We start from the raw sequence: 18,420 nt of genomic DNA, 5'->3' as shown, positions 1-18,420 counted from the left end.
CGCGAGCGAGATGTATTGCTCCGCGAGCCAGCAAAATGATCGAACGCCAGCGCTAAAGAAATTCCTCATATCGGACCTCATCATGAAAAAAGAAGACCCCTCCCCGCCGAAGCAGGACGGCATCAAGGCCGGCCTGACGAGCTACGGAGACGAAGGATTCTCGTTGTTCCTGCGCAAGGCTTTCATCAAGGGCGCGGGCTATACCGACGATGCGCTCGATCGTCCGGTGATCGGCATCGCGAACACGGGCAGCGCGTACAACCCGTGCCACGGCAACGCGCCCGCGCTGATCGAAGCGCTCAAGCGCGGCATCATGCTGGCGGGCGGCCTGCCGATGGACTTCCCGACGATCTCCGTGCACGAGAGCTTCTCGCAGCCGACGAGCATGTATCTTCGCAATCTGATGTCGATCGATACGGAGGAGATGATCCGCGCGCAGCCGATGGATGCCGTGGTGCTCATCGGTGGCTGCGACAAGACGGTGCCGGCCCAGTTGATGGGCGCCGCATCGGCTGGCATTCCCGCGATCCAGTTGATCACCGGTTCGATGCTGACGGGATCGCACCGTGGCGAGCGCGTCGGCGCGTGTACCGACTGCCGTCGCTACTGGGCCCGCTTTCGCGCAATGGAGATCGACGCGGCCGAAGTCGCGGATGTGAACAACCAACTGGTAGCGAGCGTCGGGACGTGCTCGGTCATGGGCACGGCCAGCACGATGGCCTGCATTGCCGAAGCGATGGGCATGACCGTGCCGGGCGGCGCATCGCCGCCGGCTGTCACGGCGGACCGCATGCGCATCGCCGAGCGAACCGGCACGCAAGCGGTGCAGATGGCGCGCGAAAAGCTGACTATCGACAAGGTGCTCAGCGCCGAGTCGTTCGAGAACGCGTTGCGGGTACTGCTCGCGATCGGTGGATCGACCAACGGAATCGTGCATCTCGCGGCCATCGCAGGAAGGCTCGGCTTCGACATCGATCTCGACGCGCTCGATCGCATGGGACGCGAGACGCCCGTGCTGCTCGACCTGAAGCCATCGGGCCAGCATTACATGGAGGACTTTCATCATGCGGGCGGCATGGCCACGCTGCTGCGCGAACTGAGTCCGCTGCTTCATCTCGACGCGATGACCGTCACCGGCCGCACGTTAGGCGAAGAACTCGACAACGCTCCGCCGCGCTTCGAACAGGACGTCGTTCGTACCGCGGCTAATCCGATCTATCCGCAAGGCGGCATCGCGGTGCTGCGCGGCAATCTCGCACCGGGTGGCGCGATCATCAAGCAATCCGCCGCCGATGCCAGGCTGATGGAACACGAAGGCCGTGCGGTCGTGTTCGCGAACGCCGCCGATCTTGCAGCGAGGATCGATTCCGACGACCTCGACGTCGAAGCAGGCGATGTGCTCGTGTTGAAGAACATCGGTCCCAAGGGCGCGCCAGGCATGCCGGAAGCAGGCTATATCCCGATTCCGAAGAAGCTTGCGCGGTCGGGTGTCAAGGACATGGTCCGCATCTCCGATGGCAGGATGAGTGGCACGGCGTTCGGGACGATCGTGCTGCACGTCACGCCCGAATCGGCGATCGGCGGTCCGCTCGCTTACGTGCAGAACGGCGACAGGATCCGCTTGAGCGTAGCGCGTCGCGAGATCACGCTGCTCGTGTCCGCCGCCGAAATCGAACGGCGCGCGGCGCTCGCTCCGGTCACCGTGCCGAGTGCACCGCGTGGCTACCGAAAGCTTTTTCTGCAAACGGTCACGCAGGCAGACAAAGGTGTGGACTTCGAATTCCTGCGCAGCAACGAGACGCGTGGCAGCGTCCCTCGAAAATAGAAAATCAGCGCGGCGCGAACGTCTTTTCCATGCGGAAATTCGTCAGACGTTCACCGCGCACGCTGACTTCCTGCTGCGCGTGCACCTGAAATCCACGCCGTTCGAAAAACGGCCGCGCCGTGATGCTCGCCTCCGTATGAATTCGCGCGATGCCACGCTCGTGCGCGCTTGCCTCAACTTGCACGAGCAGCGCGCTCGCGACACCCGCGCCCTGGTATGACGGATGCACGAACATCATGTCGAGATGTCCGTCGCTTTCGAGATCGGCGAATCCGACGAGCGACGCGCCGATCATCGCTACCCACGTCGGGTGCCTTGAGCGCTTCACGGACCACACATCGCGATTCACCTGCGCCCACGCATCGATCTGCGCCGGGGCGTAATCGCGCGCAGCACCCTCGCGCACGGATCGCACGAAAACCTCGATCACGTCATCGAGATCCGATGGCCGATACGGCCGCACGTACACCACGATCTATCGCGCGATCGACACCGTCGCGATGCCGAGAATCGTCATCACCACAGATGCCGTCACGTGAATCGCGATCTCCCCGGCGGCCCAGCCGAAGCGCCCTTCCTGAAGATGCGCGACGACTTCCGCCGAGAACGTCGAGAATGTCGACAGGCCGCCCATCAGCCCGGTAATCACGAATAGCCGCCACTCGATGGAGATATCCGGAAAGCGCGCGAACCACGCGACCGCCACGCCGATAACGTACCCCGCGACCACATTCGATAGCAGCGTGCCGAGCGGCAGGTTGGGAAAGAGCGCATTGAAGCGCAGCCCGAACACCCAGCGAAGCAGGGAGCCGAGCGCGCCGCCGATACCGACGGCGATGATCGACAGGTACATGTATGGCGTTGAAGTGAAATGGAAAGGCTACGCGTCGCGAGCGAGGCGTTCGATGAGTCGTTCACGGCTCGGCTCGACGATATCGAGCGCAATATGCTTGATATGCGCCTTCCACGTACCGTCGCGCCGCTGTTCCCACCAGCCTGCTTCGTGGCCGTCGATGAAGAGCGAGCCGCGCATCGCAAGGTAGGGATCGGCGGGGTCCAGCGTGCAATCGTCGTTGTGTTCCAGCTTTACCCTGTGCATAGCATTGTCTCTTTCATCGAGCCGCTGCCTACCCTCAATGATAGACGAATGCACGTGTTTTCACCGCATCACCGCAGCATGAACGACATCGCCGACAGGCTGTTGAGCGTGCGAACCGCCTCCTCCACTGACGAAATGTCGAAGGCGAGCGTGACACCGTCGAGACGTTCGAGCGACGGCCACTGGCAGAAGAGATCGGCGAGCGCCGTGGTTTGCACGCGCAGTTCGCAATGCCTTGGCTTCGGCTTGATGACATCCCGACGCATCATGCCGGAGGCGCTTTCGACCACCTCGCGCGCCGCGCCGCGAATCATCTCGCAGGCACTTGCAGGCGTTTGCGTGACGCCGCTCGAATAGCCGTGCGCTGTCTTCACCGTGACGAAGCGCGCCTCGGGAAACGCGGGTCGCGTCTCTTCGACAAATACGTCGTCGCCCGTCAAAAGCGCCACATGTGAGCCGCGCTCGATCGCCAGCGCGCCATACAGCCCCGCCTCGCCGACTTCCTCGCCATCCAGCGACACGCGCGCGAACGCGAAACTGTTGATCGTATGCGCGAGGATGCCGCGGCTTTGCGCACGCGCGTGATAGCCGATCATGAACACGAGTTCGGGTTCATCCTCGAGGCCCGTCATCATGCCGAGCGTGCGCGGCTTGCCGAGCACCATCCGCGCGCGGGCATCGATGAGATCGGGAAGCAGGTTGCGAAAGCCGCCATGCGAATCGTTGACCCACACTTGCGTCGCGCCGCCCGCGAACGCGCCTTCGATCGCCGCGTTTGCTTCCAGCGTCATCCAGCGGCGCGCGTGTTCATATTCGCCGTTGCCCGCGCGCGTCTGCTCCGGATGGAACACGCCGGCCACGCCTTCGATATCCGCTGAAATCAATACTTTCATGTCGTCGTGATGTCCTTGATCGAGAGCCTGCGATGACCGTCGCGCCCCGTCACCGATACCGCGCTGAAGAGCGCATCGACGATCGCCTGTTCGACGCTGTCCGCCACGGCCTGGAAGAGCGGATCGAGGCGCGCATCGGAGACGAGCGCGGGTACTTCCAAGAAATCGTCGAGATGCGGGACCGTGTAGGCCGTCGTGATCGCGAGCGAGATGTCGCCGCTGCCGTGCCCGTAGACCGAACCCGTGCGTGCGAGTCCGGCTGCGGCGCGCATCGAAAGGCGGCGTAGCCGGCGTGCATCGAGCGGCGCATCGGTCGCGATGATCATGATGATCGAGCCTTGCTCGGGTTTCAATGCTTCCGATGCCGATAGCGTCTGGCCCATCGCAACGCCACCCAATATTAACATCGGCAGGCGCCCGAAGTTGGCGAGAACTAGCGCGCCTGTCGTGAACGAGCGGCCTGCGATATCGCACACACGCGACGCGGACCCGATCCCTCCCTTCAAGTCGAAGCACGACATGCCTCGCCCCGCTCCCACTGAGCCGCGTTCGAACGCCGAGCCACACGCCTCGAACGCGTGCACGTAATCCGCTTCCCGAACCGCAAGCGCCTGAATGTCGTTCAAGTAGCCGTCGTTGCATTCGAAGACGAGCGGATTGACCGTCGGCCATTCGCGTCCGATCGACGGATTCGCCTCTATCGCATGACGAATCTGCGCGTTCGCGACCGTGCCGACACCGAACGTATTCGTTAGCGCAATGGGCGTCTCAATCACGCCGAGTTCATCGACCTGCACGAGCCCGATGCTCTTGCCGAAGCCATTGATCACGCTCGCCGCAGCCGGCACCTTGTTTCGATAGACATCGCCCTGATGCGGGCGGATCACGGTGACGCCGGTCTGCACCGCGCCGTCATCGAGCGTGCAGTGCCCGACCGTAATACCTGCCACATCCGCAATCGTGCCGAGCGGCCCAGCCTTCAACGAACCGATGTAAGGCGCCTCGATCATGGCCGGTCGAGCTTGGGATCCAGCGCATCGCGCAGGCCGTCGCCGAGCAGATTGAACGCGAGCACCGTGAAGAAGATCGCGAGACTCGGGAACACCGCGATATGCGGCGCCATCGCCATGTCGGCGCGGGCCTCGTTGAGCATCGCGCCCCACTCGGGCGTCGGCGGCTGCGCGCCGAGTCCGAGGAACGAGAGGCTCGCCGCCGTGATGATCGAGGTCCCGATGCGCATTGTGAAATACACGACCACCGACGAAATCGTGCCCGGCAGAATGTGCCTCACGATGATCGTCCAGTCCGATGCGCCGATGCTGCGCGCCGCCTCGATGTAAGTCAGGTGCTTGAGCGACAGCGTATTGCCGCGCACGAGCCGCGCGAACGCGGGGATGCTGAAGATCGCGACCGCGCACACGACGTTGACCATGCCGTTGCCGAGAATCGCGACCACGCCGATCGCGAGCAAGATGCCGGGGAACGCAAACAGCACGTCGGCGACGCGCATTACGATGCGGTCCCACCAGCCTTCGTAGTATCCGGCGAGCAAGCCGAAGAACGTGCCGATCACCGCCCCGATCACGACCGACAGCAGCCCCGCCGAGAGCGATATGCGACTGCCCGCGAGGATGCGGCTCAGAATGTCGCGGCCGAGCGAATCGACGCCGAACCAGTGCGCCGCCGACGGCCCCGCGTTGAGCGCGTCGTAATCGAAGTAGTTCTCGGGATCGTAGGGCACGATATACGGCGCAATGATCGCGATCACGATCAGCACCAGCACGAACGCGCCCGCCGCTAGCGCCACCGGTTGCTTCTTGAACTTGCGCCAGAACTCGGTCCACGGCGTGCGGATTTCGTGGCCCGCAGCGCTGGCTTTGGCGGTTTTGGCCGTATCGGCTGTCACGCTCATGCGGACCTCATTTGAAACGGATAGTCGGATTGATCACGGCGTACAGCACGTCGACGATCAGATTGATCACGATGAACTCCAGCGAGAACAGCAGCACTTCGGCCTGGATCACCGGATAGTCGCGCATCTCGACGGCATCGACGAGCAGGCGCCCGAGGCCCGGCCAGTTGAACACCTTCTCCACGACGATCGAGCCGCCGAGCAGGAAGCCGAACTGCAGGCCCATCATCGTGACAACAGGAATCATCGCGTTGCGCAGACAATGCTTGATCACGACGATCGGCTCGCGCACGCCCTTTGCGCGCGCGGTGCGCACGAAGTCCTCGTTCATCACTTCGACGAACGACGCTCGCGTGAAGCGCGCCATCACCGCGGCAACCGCCGCACCGAGCGTGATCGAAGGCAGGATATAGCTTTGCCACGTGCCGTCGCCGACGATCGGCAGCCAGCCGAGCTTCACCGAAAAGATTTCCATCAGAAGCATGCCGAGCGCGAACGCCGGAAACGAAATGCCCGACACGGCCAGCGTCATGCCGAGACGGTCCGGCCACTTGTTGCGCCACACCGCCGAGACGATGCCGATCGTCATGCCGAACAGCACGGCCCACACCATGCTCGCGATCGTGAGCCACAGCGTCGGCATGAAGCGTTCCGCGATCTCGGTGCTAACGGGCCGCTTGCTGCGCGTCGACGTGCCGAAATCGAACTGCACGACCTTCCTGAAGAAGTTGAAGAACTGCTGCGGCAGCGGCTTGTCGAGGCCGAGATCGGCGCGCACGAGTGCGACCGTCGCCTCGTCGGCTTCGGCGCCGGCGGCGAGCCGCGCGGGATCGCCCGGCAGCATGTGCACGAACAGGAACACCAGCACCGCGACGATCAGCAGTGTTGGCAAGAGTCCGAGCAGGCGTTTGGCGAGAAAAGTCAGCATGGGGAACACCGGATTGGCCGGTCGCCGCTTTTTTATAAGCAGCGCCCGGCTCGGCCCTTACTTGATCGCGATTTCGTCGAAGTTGAATGAGCCGTCGGGCATCACGTAGGTGCCCGAAAGCCGCTTGCTGCGCGCATACACGACCTTCTCCGTGACGAGGAAGACCCACGGCGCATCGGCCCAGATGCGCTTTTGCGCGTCAGCGTAGAGCGCGGCTTTCTCGGTGCGGTCGGTGGTGGCGAGCGCCTTCGAGAGATCGGCATCGACCGTATCGTTCTTGTAGTACGCCGTGTTCGAGAGCTTCGGCGGGAACGAGGCGCTTGCGAGCAGCGGCGAGATCGCCCAGTCGGCTTCACCCGTCGACGACGACCAGCCGATGTAGTACATGCGCACCGGCGCGGTCGCCGGATCGGGCGCGCTCTCGACCTTGGCGACACGCTGCCCCGCTTCCAGCGCCTGCACCGACGCCTTCACGCCGACCTGCGCCAACTGCTGCTGCACGAACTGGATGATCTTCTGCGCAGTCGAGTGGTTATAGCCCGACCACAGTTCGGTTTCGAAGCCGTTCGGATAGCCCGCTTCCTTCAGCAATTCGCGCGCCTTCGCCGGGTCGTACTTCCACGGGCCGGTCTTCACCGCATAATCAACGCCCTGCGGCACGACGCCTTCAGCCGGCATCGCATAACCGGCGAACGCCACCTTCACGAGCGCTTCCTTGTTGATCGCGTAATTCATCGCCTCGCGGACCTTCGGGTTGTCGAAGGGCTTCTGCATCATGTTCATGCTGATGTAGCGCTGGATGATCGAAGGCGCCGCGATCAAATCCACCTTCGGGTTCGCCTTCAGCACAGCCGCCTGCTCGAACGGCACCTGGAACGCGAAGTCGGCTTCGCCCGTCTGCATGAGCGCCGCGCGCGTGTTGTTGTCGACCACCGGCTTCCAGTCGATCATGTCGATCTTCGGATAGCCCTTCTTCCAGTAGCCCGCGAACTTCTTCACCTTCAGGTCATCGGTCTGCTTCCATTCGACGAATTCGAACGGACCCGTCCCCACCGGATGCAGCGAAATGTCCTTGCCGTACTTCTTCAGCGCCTCGGGCGAGATCATTACCGCCGACGGATGCGCCAGCACGTTGATGAACGCGGAGAACGGAATCTTCAGCGTGATCTTGACCGTCTGCGGATCGATCACTTCGGTCTTCTCGATCTTGTTGAAGAGGTTGTAGCGCTTCAGCTTGTTCGCCGGATCGGTCACGCGATCAAACACCGCTTTCACGGCCTCCGCATTGAAATCGGTGCCGTCATGGAACTTCACGCCGCTCTTCAGCTTGATCGTGTAGACCTTCGCGTCGGGGCTCGCTTCGTAGCTCGTCGCGAGGACGTTGACGATCTTCATGTCCTTGTCGAAGCCGAACAGGCCCTGGTAGAACGACTTCGACACCGCTTGCGAGAGCGTATCGTTCGCGTCGTACGGATCGAGCGTCGTGAAGGTCGAGGCGACGGCCATCACGGCGGTCGTCTCGGCGTGAGCGGGCATCGCGGTGAGCGTCGTGAAGACGCACGCGCCCGCGGCGATCAGCGCGCGCAGGCGCAAGAGCTTGAACTTCGAGGACGGCATCGTTGGACTCCTTGTTTGACGTTTTGGTTAGCCAGACTTCTACAGAGCGCTTTGCTTCAATTTCAGTAAGCCCCGCCGACATGATGCTCGGCGACATAATGATCCGGCGCTACCGCCACCAGTTTCGCGACGACCGGCTCGTCGCCGAGCATGCGAATCGGGCTCGGGATTTCATCGGCGGCGAGGATGCGTTTCGCGTGCCGCCGCGCGGGATCGGCGATTGGCACCGCGCTCATCAGCTTCCTCGTGTATGGATGACGCGGCGCCTCGAACACGGCCTGACGCGGACCGATCTCGACGATCTGCCCGAGATACATCACCGCGACGCGATGACTCACGCGCTCCACCACCGCCATGTCATGCGAGATGAAGAGATACGCGACGCCCAGTTCGCGCTGCAAGTCGAGCATCAGGTTGACGATCTGCGCCTGCACGGAGACATCGAGCGCGGAGACGGATTCATCGGCGATCACGACTTTCGGGTTCAGTGCGAGCGCGCGGGCGATCGCGATGCGCTGACGCTGGCCGCCCGAAAACTCATGCGGATAGCGCTGTGCCGCTTCGGCGGGCAAGCCGACTTTCTCAAGCAGCCATTCGACCCGCGCTTCCGCTTCCTTGCCCTTCGCGACGTTGTGCACAAGCAGCGGCTCCATGATCGAGAAGCCGACCGTCAGGCGCGGATTGAGCGACGCGAACGGGTCCTGGAAAATGAACTGGATGTTGCGCCGCAACGCCTGCAGCGCGGGCCCCGACAGCTTGCTGATATCGCGCCCGTTGAATTCGATCGACCCGCTCTGGCTTTCCACGAGCTTGAGCAGCGAGCGCCCGGTCGTTGATTTGCCGCAGCCCGATTCGCCGACGAGCGCCAGCGTCTCGCCCGGCCGCAGATCGAAACTCACGCGCTCGACCGCATGCACCGCGCCCGTCACGCGGCCGAAGATGCCGCTCTTCACCGGAAAGCGCGTGACGAGATCGCGCACGCGCAGGATCGGCGTGCTCGCGGCATCGACGGCGGGCTGCGGCTCTGCCTCGACCGCCGCCGAGGGACGCAGCGCGCTGGCATCGTCGGGGGCGACGTCCACGGCTTCCACTTCGACGATCGGAAACTTCGCGGGACGGTCGGTGCCGTGCATTGCGCCCAGCTTCGGCACGGCGGCGAGCAGCGCCTTCGTGTATGGATGCTTCGGCGCGGCGAACAGCGTGTCGGACGCGCCCTCCTCGACTTTCTCCCCGCGATACATCACAAGCACGCGATCCGCCACTTCGGCGACCACGCCCATGTCGTGCGTAATGAAGATCACGCCCATGTTCATCTCGTCCTGCAGGGCGCGAATCAGTTGCAGGATCTGCGCCTGGATCGTCACGTCCAGCGCGGTGGTCGGTTCGTCGGCAATCAGGAGCGCGGGCTTGCACGACAGCGCCATCGCGATCATGACGCGCTGGCGCATGCCGCCGGACAACTGATGCGGATAGCGCGCGAACACCCGTTTCGACTCGGGAATGCGCACGAGATCGAGCAGATGCAGCGCTTCGGTGCGCGCCGCCGAATGGCTCTTGTGCTGATGCAGTGCGATCGCCTCGGCAATCTGGTCGCCGACGGTGAACACCGGGTTCAGCGAGGTCATCGGCTCCTGGAAGATCATCGCGATGTCGGCGCCGCGGATCGTGCGCATCGTCGAATTGGATGCGCTTGCCAAATCGAGCACTTTGTCATTGCGCCGCCTGAACGCGATGCTGCCCCCCGCGATCCGGCCGCCGCCATGCTCGACAAGCCGCATGAGAGCTAGCGATGTCACCGATTTCCCCGATCCCGATTCGCCGACGATCGCCAGCGTCTCGCCGCGATCGACCGTGAACGACAACTGCTTCACCGCTTCGACGAGTTTCGCTCCCGCGCGAAACGTCACCGACAGACCGTTCACTTCGATCACGCGCGACGGCGGCAACGACTGGCTGGATGGCATCGATTCGGCCTCTGTATCAGCGGTAAATGGCGGTGACAGGCGTCTCGCCCACGCGCGCGAAGCCGCGATACATGCCTTCCGTGTTGAACGGCAGCGTGACGTTGCCCTGCGCATCGACGGCGATCAGGCCGCCGCGTCCTTCGATACGCGGTAGCCGCTCCATCACCACTTCACGCGCGGCCTCTTCCAGCGACGCGCCGCGATACTCCATGCGCGCCGACACATCGTAGGCCGCAAGCATGCGCATGAACATCTCGCCCGTGCCGGTCGTGGAGACGGCACAGGTCGCGTCATTCGCGTAGCAGCCCGCGCCGATCAGCGGCGCATCGCCGACGCGGCCCGGCTGCTTGTTCGTCATGCCGCCCGTGGAGGTTGCCGCCGCGACATGGCCGCGCGCATCGCAGGCGACCGCGCCAACGGTGCCGAACTTTTTGTCCGGATCGATTGGACCATCCAGCGAAGCCGCATCGTGATCGAGCATCGTGCCCTGCGAGCCGCGCGCGTTGAGCCATTGCTGATAGCGCGCATCGGTATGAAAGTACGACGGATCGACGAATTCGAGGCCCTGCGCGGCCGCGAACGCCTCCGCGCCCGCGCCGGTGAACAGCACATGCTCGCTTGCTTCGAGCACGCGGCGCGCGGCCAGCACCGGGTTCTTCACGCGCGTTACGCAGCAAATGGCGCCCGCTTCGAGCGTCACGCCGTCCATCATCGACGCGTCGAGTTCGTGCGTGCCCGCTGACGTGAATACCGCGCCGTGGCCCGCGTTGAAGAGCGGACAGTCTTCGAGCAGGCGCACGGCCTCGGTGACCGCGTCGAGCGCGCTGCCGCCGTCCGCGAGAATGCGCTGGCCCGCTTGCAGGATGGCTTGAAGCGCCGCGTGATACTGCGCCTCGGCGTCAGCGGTGAGCGCGGAACGCAGGATCGTGCCTGCGCCGCCGTGGATCGCGATGACGGGTGTCGGATTCATCTTTTGCTGTCTTCTGTTTTTGCCGCGGCGCGCGTGGCCGCGGGGGAAATCTGCATCGATGCCGGCTTCACGAGCCACGGCAGCACGAATTCAGTGAGCCCCGACGCCGCTTCGACCGAACGCTTCGCCCGATGCGCGACCGCATCGCAAAGCGCCTCTATGACGGCGAGCACGGCGGTATCGCAATTCGCGGCGAGGCGGCGCTCGGTGCGGATCGTCAGCACAAGGTCCGCGACCTGCGCGAGCGGCGACGCGGCGCTGTCGGTGAGCGCCACCACGCGCACGCCGTGGCCGGCGGCGAGACGCGCGAGTTCGATGGTGTCGTCGACGTAGCGCGGGAACGCGATCGCGACCAGCAGATCGCCGCGCGAGGCGTTGAAGAGCCGCCGCGCCGCATGCGACGGCCCGCCCATCAGCGCGAGCGACTGCACGTTCGCGCAATACGGCGTCAGACCGTGCTCCATCAAGCCCGCCAGGAACGCGCTCGCGCCGTAGCCGAGCACGAACACGCGCCGCGCGTCGAGAATCGCGTCGACGAGAGCAACGGCGACGCCGCCGTCGATCGCGCTGCGCGTCATGTTCAGGTTCGACGCGGCCTGCTCCAGCGATGCATCGAACACTTGCGATCCGCTCGCGGGCGATTCGAGCGCCGTGCGCAGACGTTCGACCGGCGCAATGGTCGCCTCGAAACCGCGCACGAGCGCCTCGCGGAACGCTGGATAACCGTCGAAGCCGAGCGCGCGGGCGAAGCGGTTCGCCGTCGCCACCGACGCCCCCACGGCGCGCGCCAGTTCGTCGATACGCATCGTCGCCGAGCGGAACAGGTTCGCCAGCACGAACGCGCCCATGCGCCTGTGGATCGGCGAAAGTGTGGGCATGGCGGCGGCGATGCGCGCGGAGATCAGCTCATCGGCGGCCGACGGCGGCAGGACTGGCGAACGGGCCATACGAGGCGACGACACCTTACGAAAAGCTGCGATGAAACTATATTTACCCAAAAACGCCGCCGAAAAAAATTCATTTTCATCGGATGCGGGTTTTCGATGATGCCCCGGACGTTCCCGCCAGCGCCGGCGCTTCATGTATGTTCATGCACAATACGCCTCGCCCTCAAACCATCACGGCACGAATGAACCTCGACGCCCTGTCCGATCAGTTGCAGCAGCACCTCCCTACGCACCCTTCCGCGCAGCTCGCCGTCGGCTTTCTGGCGCTCGTCGCCGTCGCGCTCTTCGCGCAGTGGGTCGTCGCGCGGATCGTGCTGTATTTCGCGCATCGTCTGCTCGTCCTGTCCGGCTACAACGCCTGGGACGAGGCGCTTTCACAGCATCGCGCCTATCACCGGCTCTGGTACGCGGTGCCGTTCGCGACGGTCGCGCTCGGCATTGGCGAGGTGCCGCATATCGGGCAGGCGGCGGGGGTCGTCGAGAGGCTGGCTCACGCGGGCGCGTGGATCTGCGTGTTCTTCGCGGCGGGCAGCGCGCTCTCGGCGTGGCAGGACGTCTATGCCGCAAGCAAGGAAGCGCAGACGCGCTCGATCAAGGGCTATATCCAGATTGGCAAGCTCGCGCTCGGGCTGATCTGCGGCGTGCTCGTGCTGTCGATCCTCATCGACCGCTCGCCGCTCTGGATGCTTTCCGGCCTCGGCGCGCTCTCGGCGGTCGTGCTGCTCGTGTTCAAGGACACGCTGCTGTCGCTCGTCGCGAGCACGCAGCTCACGTCGAACGACATGCTGCGCATCGGCGACTGGATCGAGATGCCGCAATCGAACGCCGACGGCTTCGTGAAGGACATCGCGCTGCATACGGTCAAGGTGCAGAACTGGGACAACACGGTCACTACGGTGCCCACCTACAAGCTCTTTTCCGAGAGTTACCGCAACTATCGGCACATGTTCGAATCGGGCGGAAGGCGCATCAAGCGGACCTTGCGTATCGATGCGACGTGCGTGCGCTTTCTCACCGACGAGGAAACCGTGCGGCTCAAGCGCTTTCGCTTTCTGCACGACTATCTCGAAGAGAAGCAACTCGAAGTCGATCAGGCGAACAAGAACCTCGGCGAACTTGCGAGCGAGCCGGCGAACCGGCGGCGGCTGACCAACATCGGCACGTTTCGCGCTTACGGGCTGGCTTATTTGCAGCGGCATCCTGAAATTCGTCAGGACATGGCGATGATGGTGCGCATGATGGAACCGGAGTCGCACGGCATTCCGGTCGAGGTCTACTGCTTCACGGCAACGACCGCGTGGACGCAGTACGAACGCATCCAGGGAGATGTCTTCGATCACCTGCTGTCGATCCTGCCGGAGATGGGATTGCGCTTGTATCAGGCGCCGTCGGGCGCGGACATGACGGGGCTTTCCGGAAGGCTGCGGGGTGAAATGCCGGTGCTTTGAGCCCGCAACCCAGCGCAGGAACAGGCAATAATCCGCGATTATTGTGTATTCACGCGAGCTTTTCCGATGCTTAGGATGTGACCATCGCCAAGGCCTTTGCGCTTTTCGCTTTTCGTTTTAGAAGCGCAGGACGGCGGCCCGCCTACCCATCGTCAAAGGAACTCCCGTGCTCGATCGCATCCATGCAATGCGTGTCTTTACGCGTGTCGTCGATACGAACAGCTTTTCGCGCGCCGCCGAATCGCTCGGCATGCCGCGCGCGACCGTCTCCACCGTCATCCAGCAACTGGAAGCGCTCGTCGGCGTGCAACTGCTCGCGCGCACGACGCGCCGGCTCAACCTCACCGTCGATGGCGCCGCCTATTACGAGCGCAGCGCGCAAATCCTCGCCGATATCGACGACCTCGAATCAGGCTTCCGCGCGGGCGAGGACCGTCTGCGCGGACGGCTGCGCGTCGAGATGCCGGACACCGTCGCGACGTCGCTCGTGGTGCCCGCGCTGCCGGATTTTCATGCGCGCTATCCGCATATCGACTTGTCGATCGGTATCGGCAACCGGACGGTCGATCTCGTGGGCGAGGGCGTCGATTGCAGCGTGCAACTGGGCGAGCTACCCGACTCCGGCCTGATCGCGCGGCGGCTCGGCAGCTTCGAGCATGTGACGTGCGCGAGTCCCGCCTATCTGGAGCACCACGGCACGCCCGAGACGCTCGATGATCTCGCGCGCCACGTCGCCGTGAATTGCGTGTCGGAGAAAAGCGGGAGGCCGGTCGATTTCGACTTCGAGGTGGACGGCGAGGCCGTTGCCGTGAAGATGCCCGGTTTCGTGCAGGTCACCGACGAGCACGCCTACCTTGCATGCGGACTCGAAGGCCTCGGACTGATCCAGCCGCCGCGGATCGCGGCGCTGCCGTACCTGCGTTCGGGGCAATTGCGCGAGGTGCTGCCGCAGTGGAAGTCGATGCCGATGAAGGTATCAGTGGCGTTTTTGAAGAGCCGTCAGGCGACGCCGCGCGTGAGCGTATTCGTCGACTGGCTCGCCGATTTGTTCGAGCGTTCGCAGCAAATGGACGACGCGATGACGCGGCTCTTTCGCACGGCGGGGCGGCGTACGCTGGCGGCACCCAAAGGACGCGGTCAGCGCGGGGAGAACGAGCATCCCGAAACCGCCGACGAAAGCTGAAAGCCGCTAGCGCAGCGGATTCGTCGCCCGCGACCCGACGACGGTATTCCACTTGCGCACCTGCCAGCGCGCGACGAGCCCGTTGATCACGTACGGATCGTTGCGCGCGAAATCCTCGGCGGCTTGCGGGGTATCGATGTGAAAGAGGAGCACCGCTCGATCGACCGGCTCGTCGAGCGCGCCGGCCAGCACGAGTTCCTCCCGCTCGACGGCTTCCCACGCGAGCGTGAGATGCGCGTCGCGGAACTGCGCGCGACGTTCGAGGTAATCGGGGACGAGGTCGTACATGAGCAGATAGTGCATGGCGGTCTCCGGTTGGCGGCGCAAGTGCCGATTATCACGGCGGCGGCGAAGAAGGAGCAATAGACAGGCCGGGGCCAGAGCAGTGTAACCATTACACATAGTTCCGTGGGCGGGGCGCGCTTCGTGAGATCATGCCGGTTCATCCGCGGCATTGCAGGCCGTGCCGATCGACGAAGCTTTCGCTTCCGCCCCGTCAGCGCTTCACGAGCGCTGGCTGAAGGACCCTCCGTGAAATCAATCGGCTTTGCGCTGATCGTCGGGCTGCTGCGCGGCTTTGCCCTTCTTCCCTATGGACTCGTCGCGCGCTTCGGCAGCATGCTTGGCGCCTGCCTCTTCGCGATTCCGAGCCGCCGAAAACGCATCGCGCTCGTCAATCTGAGGCTCTGCTTCCCCGGCCGGTCCGACGCCGATTACGAGGCGCTCGGCCGCGCGAATTTCCGTCATGTGGTGCGCAGCTACGTCGAGCGCGGCGTGCAGTGGTTCGGTTCGGCACGTTCGATCGAAAAGCTGGTGGAGCTTGAAAGCCACATCGACCTCGACGATCCCAACGCGCCGCCCACCATCTTCATGGGCTTTCACTTCGTCGCGATCGAGATGGGCTGCATGCTGTATTCGACAAAGCAGCCGATCACCTCGCTCTACACGCCGATGAAGGACACGCGCCTCTGCGCACTCGCGACGACCCAGCGCGGCCGCTTCGGCGCCGACATGGTGAAACGCGGCGACAGCGCGCGCGCGGTGTTGCGGCTTTTGCGCGCCGGCAAATCGGTGATGCTCGCCGCCGACATGGATCACGGCATCGAGAATTCGGTGTTCGTGCCATTTTTTGGCGTCGAAGCGTGCACGCTGACGTCGGTGTCGCGGCTCGCGCGGCTCGGCGGCGCGCGCGTCGTGCCGTTCGTGACGGAAGTGTTGCCGGACTATCGCGGCTACAAGATGACGATTTTCGAACCGCTCGCGGATTTCCCCTCGAACGACGATGCCGTCGACGCCCGCCGCATGAACGCATTCCTTGAAACGCAGGTGCTGCGCTTTCCGGACCAGTACTACTGGGTGCATCGGCGCTTCAAGCATCGGCCAGAGGGGCTGGCCGCGGTTTATTGAGCGCGAAGTTCAGGGCTTGCGATATTCGTTTTCGACCCACGACTCGGCGCTCGCCTTGGTCAGCTTGAACGCCGCCGACACGCGCACCTGTGCGAGTTGCGCGCCGAAGGCGTCGAACGCCTTGAGATCGGCGTAGGGATCGTCTTCATCCGGGACGATGTCGAGCGTCACCGTCACATCTTCCCCGCGCACCGTCACCGCGACGTTCTTGTGCAGCATCGCGTGGCGCTGCTGCTCGTGGCGGCGCAGCACTTCGGAGGCGGTTTTTACCAGCGTGCGGAACGCATTGGCATCGAGCGGCTTGGGGTTCTTCTTGTCGCGGCCCATCGTCCACGGGCCGACGAGCGCGGGCTCCGCCTCGCCGTCCTTGATCATCTCGACGGCCCAGCCGTCGTCGTCTTCATTCTTGATCACGCGCGCGGTCCAGCCGTCGTCGCGCCACAGGCGGTCTTCGTGGATGGCGTCGTCAGTGTGGTCGGGTGCGGTGTCTGTCATGTCGAGGGCATTTGCGAGATAGGTGCGGCGAATTTTACCCTGCGCGTTCCTGAACGCACGGTGTTCGAGCCAGCGTTAGCCATCTGGATGAGGTCCCGGGCACGAACCGTGCCCTTGCGTCATACCCAAACTACGGCTGCCGTGCTAATTTGCATGTGCCGGGACCCGCCCGGCCGCAGCCACCCTCTGTAAGGAGAGAAGCGCATGTTCGCATTCATCGGGACTTTGATCGTCGGACTGGTCGTGGGTCTTATCGCGCGCGCGGTCAAGCCGGGCGACGACAGCATGGGATGGATCCTCACCATCGTGCTCGGGATTGCCGGATCGCTGATCGCGGGCTACGTCGGGCGCGCGCTCGGCTGGTATCAGCCGGGACAACCGGCGGGCTGGATCGCTTCGGTGATCGGCGCGATCATTCTGCTCGTGTTGTGGGGCCTTTTCACGAAACGCCGCGCGTAAGCGCTTCCTGAATCGAAACAAAGCCTCGTCGGGAATGTCCTGACGAGGCTTTTTTTGCACATCAAGCGCGGATTTCCTGTCCGCCCCGCACCACGCGCTTTCGCAAATCTCCGCCGAGCCAGTAAGCCAGTTCCGCCGGCCGGCCGATGCGCCACGCAACGAAATCCGCCGCCTTGCCTGCTTCGAGCGAGCCGTGCGTGTTGTGCATCCCGAGCGCCCGCGCCGCGTGGATCGTGACGCCGGCGAGCGTCTCTTCCGGCGTCATCCGAAAGAGCGTGCAGCCCATGTTCAGCATCAGGCGCACCGACAGCGCCGGCGACGTCCCCGGGTTCAAATCGCTTGCGAGCGCGATCGGCACGCCATGACGGCGCAGCGCGTCGATCGGCGGCAATTGCGTTTCGCGTAGCATGTAGAACGCTCCGGGCAGCAGCACGGCGACGGTGCCAGCCTGCGCCATCGCGATGGCGTCGTCGTCGGTCATGTATTCGAGATGATCGGCCGACAACGCCCCGTAGCGCGCCGCCAGCGACGACCCATGCAGCGACGACAACTGCTCCGCGTGCAGCTTCACCGGCAGGCCGAGCTCGCGCGCTGTCGCGAACACGCGCTCGACCTGCGCCGGCGAAAACGCAAGGTGCTCGCAAAAGGCATCGACGGCATCGACCAGGCCTTCCTTTGCCAGCGCCGGCAGCAAGTCCGTGCAGATATAAGCAATGTAATCGTCTGCGCGGTTCGCGTATTCCGGCGGCAACGCATGCGCGGCGAGACACGTCGCGCGCACCGTCAGCGGGAGTTCTTTCGCGAGCCGCCGCGCGACTGCCAGCATCTTGCGTTCATTGACCAGATCGAGACCGTAGCCCGACTTCACTTCGATCGTCGTCACGCCTTCGCGCAGGAAACTTAGCGCGCGCAGGCGAGCGCTTTCGAAAAGCGCGTCCTCGCTCGCCTCGCGCGTCGCACGCACCGTGCTCGCGATACCGCCGCCCTGCGCCGCGATCTCCGCATAGCTCACGCCCTGCAGACGCTGCTCGAATTCGCCGCTGCGATCGCCGCCGAACACCAGATGCGTATGGCAATCGACGAAACCGGGCGTCACCCACGCGCCCTCCAGGTCGACCAGTTCATGCGCGGCGTGCGCCGGCACCGAACCGCGCGGACCGATCCACTCGATCCGCCCGCCGTCCGTCAGGATCGCCGCGTCCTCGATGATCGAATAGGCGCCGCCCTGCATCGTCGCGGCGTGGCAGTGTTGCCAGAGTCGTTTCATCGCGGC

19 protein-coding genes are annotated in these 18,420 nt (G+C 64.1%); 5 read left to right on the top strand and 14 right to left on the bottom strand.

Annotation, left to right across the window (positions count from 1 at the left end; all coding sequences use genetic code 11):
* Positions 1 to 82: 82 nt before the first annotated feature.
* On the top strand, positions 83 to 1,825 hold the full coding sequence (locus AWB65_RS06505) for an IlvD/Edd family dehydratase (RefSeq protein ID WP_087666556.1): 1,743 nt from the start codon (positions 83 to 85) through the stop codon (positions 1,823 to 1,825).
* A gap of 4 nt (positions 1,826 to 1,829) precedes the next feature.
* Here AWB65_RS06505 and AWB65_RS06500 read toward each other — a convergent pair whose 3' ends face one another.
* From AWB65_RS06500 to AWB65_RS06450, 11 genes are all read right to left on the bottom strand, one after another.
* Entirely contained in the window at positions 1,830 to 2,297 is a 468-nt protein-coding gene (locus AWB65_RS06500; RefSeq protein WP_087666363.1) for a GNAT family N-acetyltransferase, read from the bottom strand.
* A 3-nt stretch (positions 2,298 to 2,300) separates the two neighbouring features.
* Complete coding sequence (crcB, locus tag AWB65_RS06495; protein ID WP_087657273.1) at positions 2,301 to 2,678, bottom strand: fluoride efflux transporter CrcB; 378 nt, start codon at positions 2,676 to 2,678, stop codon at positions 2,301 to 2,303.
* A 27-nt stretch (positions 2,679 to 2,705) separates the two neighbouring features.
* Positions 2,706 to 2,924 (bottom strand): hypothetical protein, encoded by a 219-nt coding sequence (locus AWB65_RS06490; protein ID WP_087666362.1) that lies wholly within the window; start codon positions 2,922 to 2,924, stop codon positions 2,706 to 2,708.
* Positions 2,925 to 2,992: 68 nt separating this feature from the next.
* On the bottom strand, positions 2,993 to 3,817 hold the full coding sequence (locus tag AWB65_RS06485) for a M55 family metallopeptidase (RefSeq protein ID WP_087666361.1): 825 nt from the start codon (positions 3,815 to 3,817) through the stop codon (positions 2,993 to 2,995).
* Positions 3,814 to 4,827, bottom strand: coding sequence for a DmpA family aminopeptidase (locus tag AWB65_RS06480; RefSeq protein WP_087666360.1), 1,014 nt, complete (start codon positions 4,825 to 4,827; stop codon positions 3,814 to 3,816). The genes AWB65_RS06485 and AWB65_RS06480 overlap by 4 nt, the downstream gene beginning before the upstream one ends.
* A complete protein-coding gene (gene gsiD / locus AWB65_RS06475; protein WP_087666359.1) occupies positions 4,824 to 5,729 on the bottom strand; it encodes a glutathione ABC transporter permease GsiD in 906 nt (301 codons plus the stop codon). The genes AWB65_RS06480 and gsiD overlap by 4 nt, the downstream gene beginning before the upstream one ends.
* 7 nt (positions 5,730 to 5,736) lie before the next feature.
* A complete protein-coding gene (gene gsiC / locus AWB65_RS06470; RefSeq protein WP_087657268.1) occupies positions 5,737 to 6,657 on the bottom strand; it encodes a glutathione ABC transporter permease GsiC in 921 nt (306 codons plus the stop codon).
* Positions 6,658 to 6,714: 57 nt separating this feature from the next.
* Positions 6,715 to 8,274, bottom strand: coding sequence for a glutathione ABC transporter substrate-binding protein GsiB (gene gsiB / locus AWB65_RS06465; RefSeq protein ID WP_087666358.1), 1,560 nt, complete (start codon positions 8,272 to 8,274; stop codon positions 6,715 to 6,717).
* A gap of 62 nt (positions 8,275 to 8,336) precedes the next feature.
* Positions 8,337 to 10,238: a dipeptide ABC transporter ATP-binding protein gene (locus AWB65_RS06460; RefSeq protein WP_087666357.1), complete on the bottom strand. Its 1,902-nt coding sequence runs from the start codon at positions 10,236 to 10,238 to the stop codon at positions 8,337 to 8,339.
* Between the two features lie 16 nt (positions 10,239 to 10,254).
* The gene (locus AWB65_RS06455; RefSeq protein WP_087666356.1) at positions 10,255 to 11,208 is read right to left on the bottom strand and encodes an isoaspartyl peptidase/L-asparaginase family protein; all 954 of its coding nucleotides are present in this window, start codon (positions 11,206 to 11,208) and stop codon (positions 10,255 to 10,257) included.
* On the bottom strand, positions 11,205 to 12,155 hold the full coding sequence (locus AWB65_RS06450; RefSeq protein ID WP_087666355.1) for a MurR/RpiR family transcriptional regulator: 951 nt from the start codon (positions 12,153 to 12,155) through the stop codon (positions 11,205 to 11,207). Before AWB65_RS06450 ends, AWB65_RS06455 begins: the two co-directional genes overlap by 4 nt.
* Before the next feature lie 182 nt (positions 12,156 to 12,337).
* Here AWB65_RS06450 and AWB65_RS06445 point away from each other — a divergent pair, with 182 nt between their 5' ends.
* Both AWB65_RS06445 and AWB65_RS06440 read left to right on the top strand, forming a co-directional pair.
* Complete coding sequence (locus AWB65_RS06445; RefSeq protein ID WP_087666354.1) at positions 12,338 to 13,603, top strand: mechanosensitive ion channel family protein; 1,266 nt, start codon at positions 12,338 to 12,340, stop codon at positions 13,601 to 13,603.
* Positions 13,604 to 13,769: 166 nt separating this feature from the next.
* A complete protein-coding gene (locus tag AWB65_RS06440) occupies positions 13,770 to 14,786 on the top strand; it encodes a LysR family transcriptional regulator (RefSeq protein ID WP_087666353.1) in 1,017 nt (338 codons plus the stop codon).
* Positions 14,787 to 14,792: 6 nt separating this feature from the next.
* Here AWB65_RS06440 and AWB65_RS06435 read toward each other — a convergent pair whose 3' ends face one another.
* The gene (locus AWB65_RS06435) at positions 14,793 to 15,089 is read right to left on the bottom strand and encodes a YciI-like protein (RefSeq protein ID WP_087666352.1); all 297 of its coding nucleotides are present in this window, start codon (positions 15,087 to 15,089) and stop codon (positions 14,793 to 14,795) included.
* A 228-nt stretch (positions 15,090 to 15,317) separates the two neighbouring features.
* On the opposite strand from AWB65_RS06435, the gene AWB65_RS06430 reads away from it, so the two are divergent.
* Positions 15,318 to 16,193, top strand: a complete 876-nt coding sequence (locus tag AWB65_RS06430) for a lipid A biosynthesis lauroyl acyltransferase (protein WP_087666351.1) — start codon at positions 15,318 to 15,320, stop codon at positions 16,191 to 16,193.
* A 9-nt stretch (positions 16,194 to 16,202) separates the two neighbouring features.
* Here AWB65_RS06430 and AWB65_RS06425 read toward each other — a convergent pair whose 3' ends face one another.
* On the bottom strand, positions 16,203 to 16,688 hold the full coding sequence (locus AWB65_RS06425; protein WP_087666350.1) for a hypothetical protein: 486 nt from the start codon (positions 16,686 to 16,688) through the stop codon (positions 16,203 to 16,205).
* A 204-nt stretch (positions 16,689 to 16,892) separates the two neighbouring features.
* Between AWB65_RS06425 and AWB65_RS06420 the strand changes: the two genes are divergently transcribed.
* Positions 16,893 to 17,147, top strand: a complete 255-nt coding sequence (locus AWB65_RS06420) for a GlsB/YeaQ/YmgE family stress response membrane protein (protein ID WP_087666349.1) — start codon at positions 16,893 to 16,895, stop codon at positions 17,145 to 17,147.
* Positions 17,148 to 17,208: 61 nt separating this feature from the next.
* Here the strand turns inward: AWB65_RS06420 and hutI are convergent, their stop codons facing one another.
* Positions 17,209 to 18,414, bottom strand: coding sequence for an imidazolonepropionase (gene hutI, locus AWB65_RS06415; RefSeq protein WP_087666348.1), 1,206 nt, complete (start codon positions 18,412 to 18,414; stop codon positions 17,209 to 17,211).
* Positions 18,415 to 18,420: the final 6 nt, after the last annotated feature.

The organism is Caballeronia humi (assembly GCF_001544475.1).
Lineage (GTDB): Bacteria > Pseudomonadota > Gammaproteobacteria > Burkholderiales > Burkholderiaceae > Caballeronia > Caballeronia humi.
The sequence above is the reverse complement of the archived record's forward strand: the minus strand, read 5'-3'. Positions and strand labels throughout refer to the sequence as shown.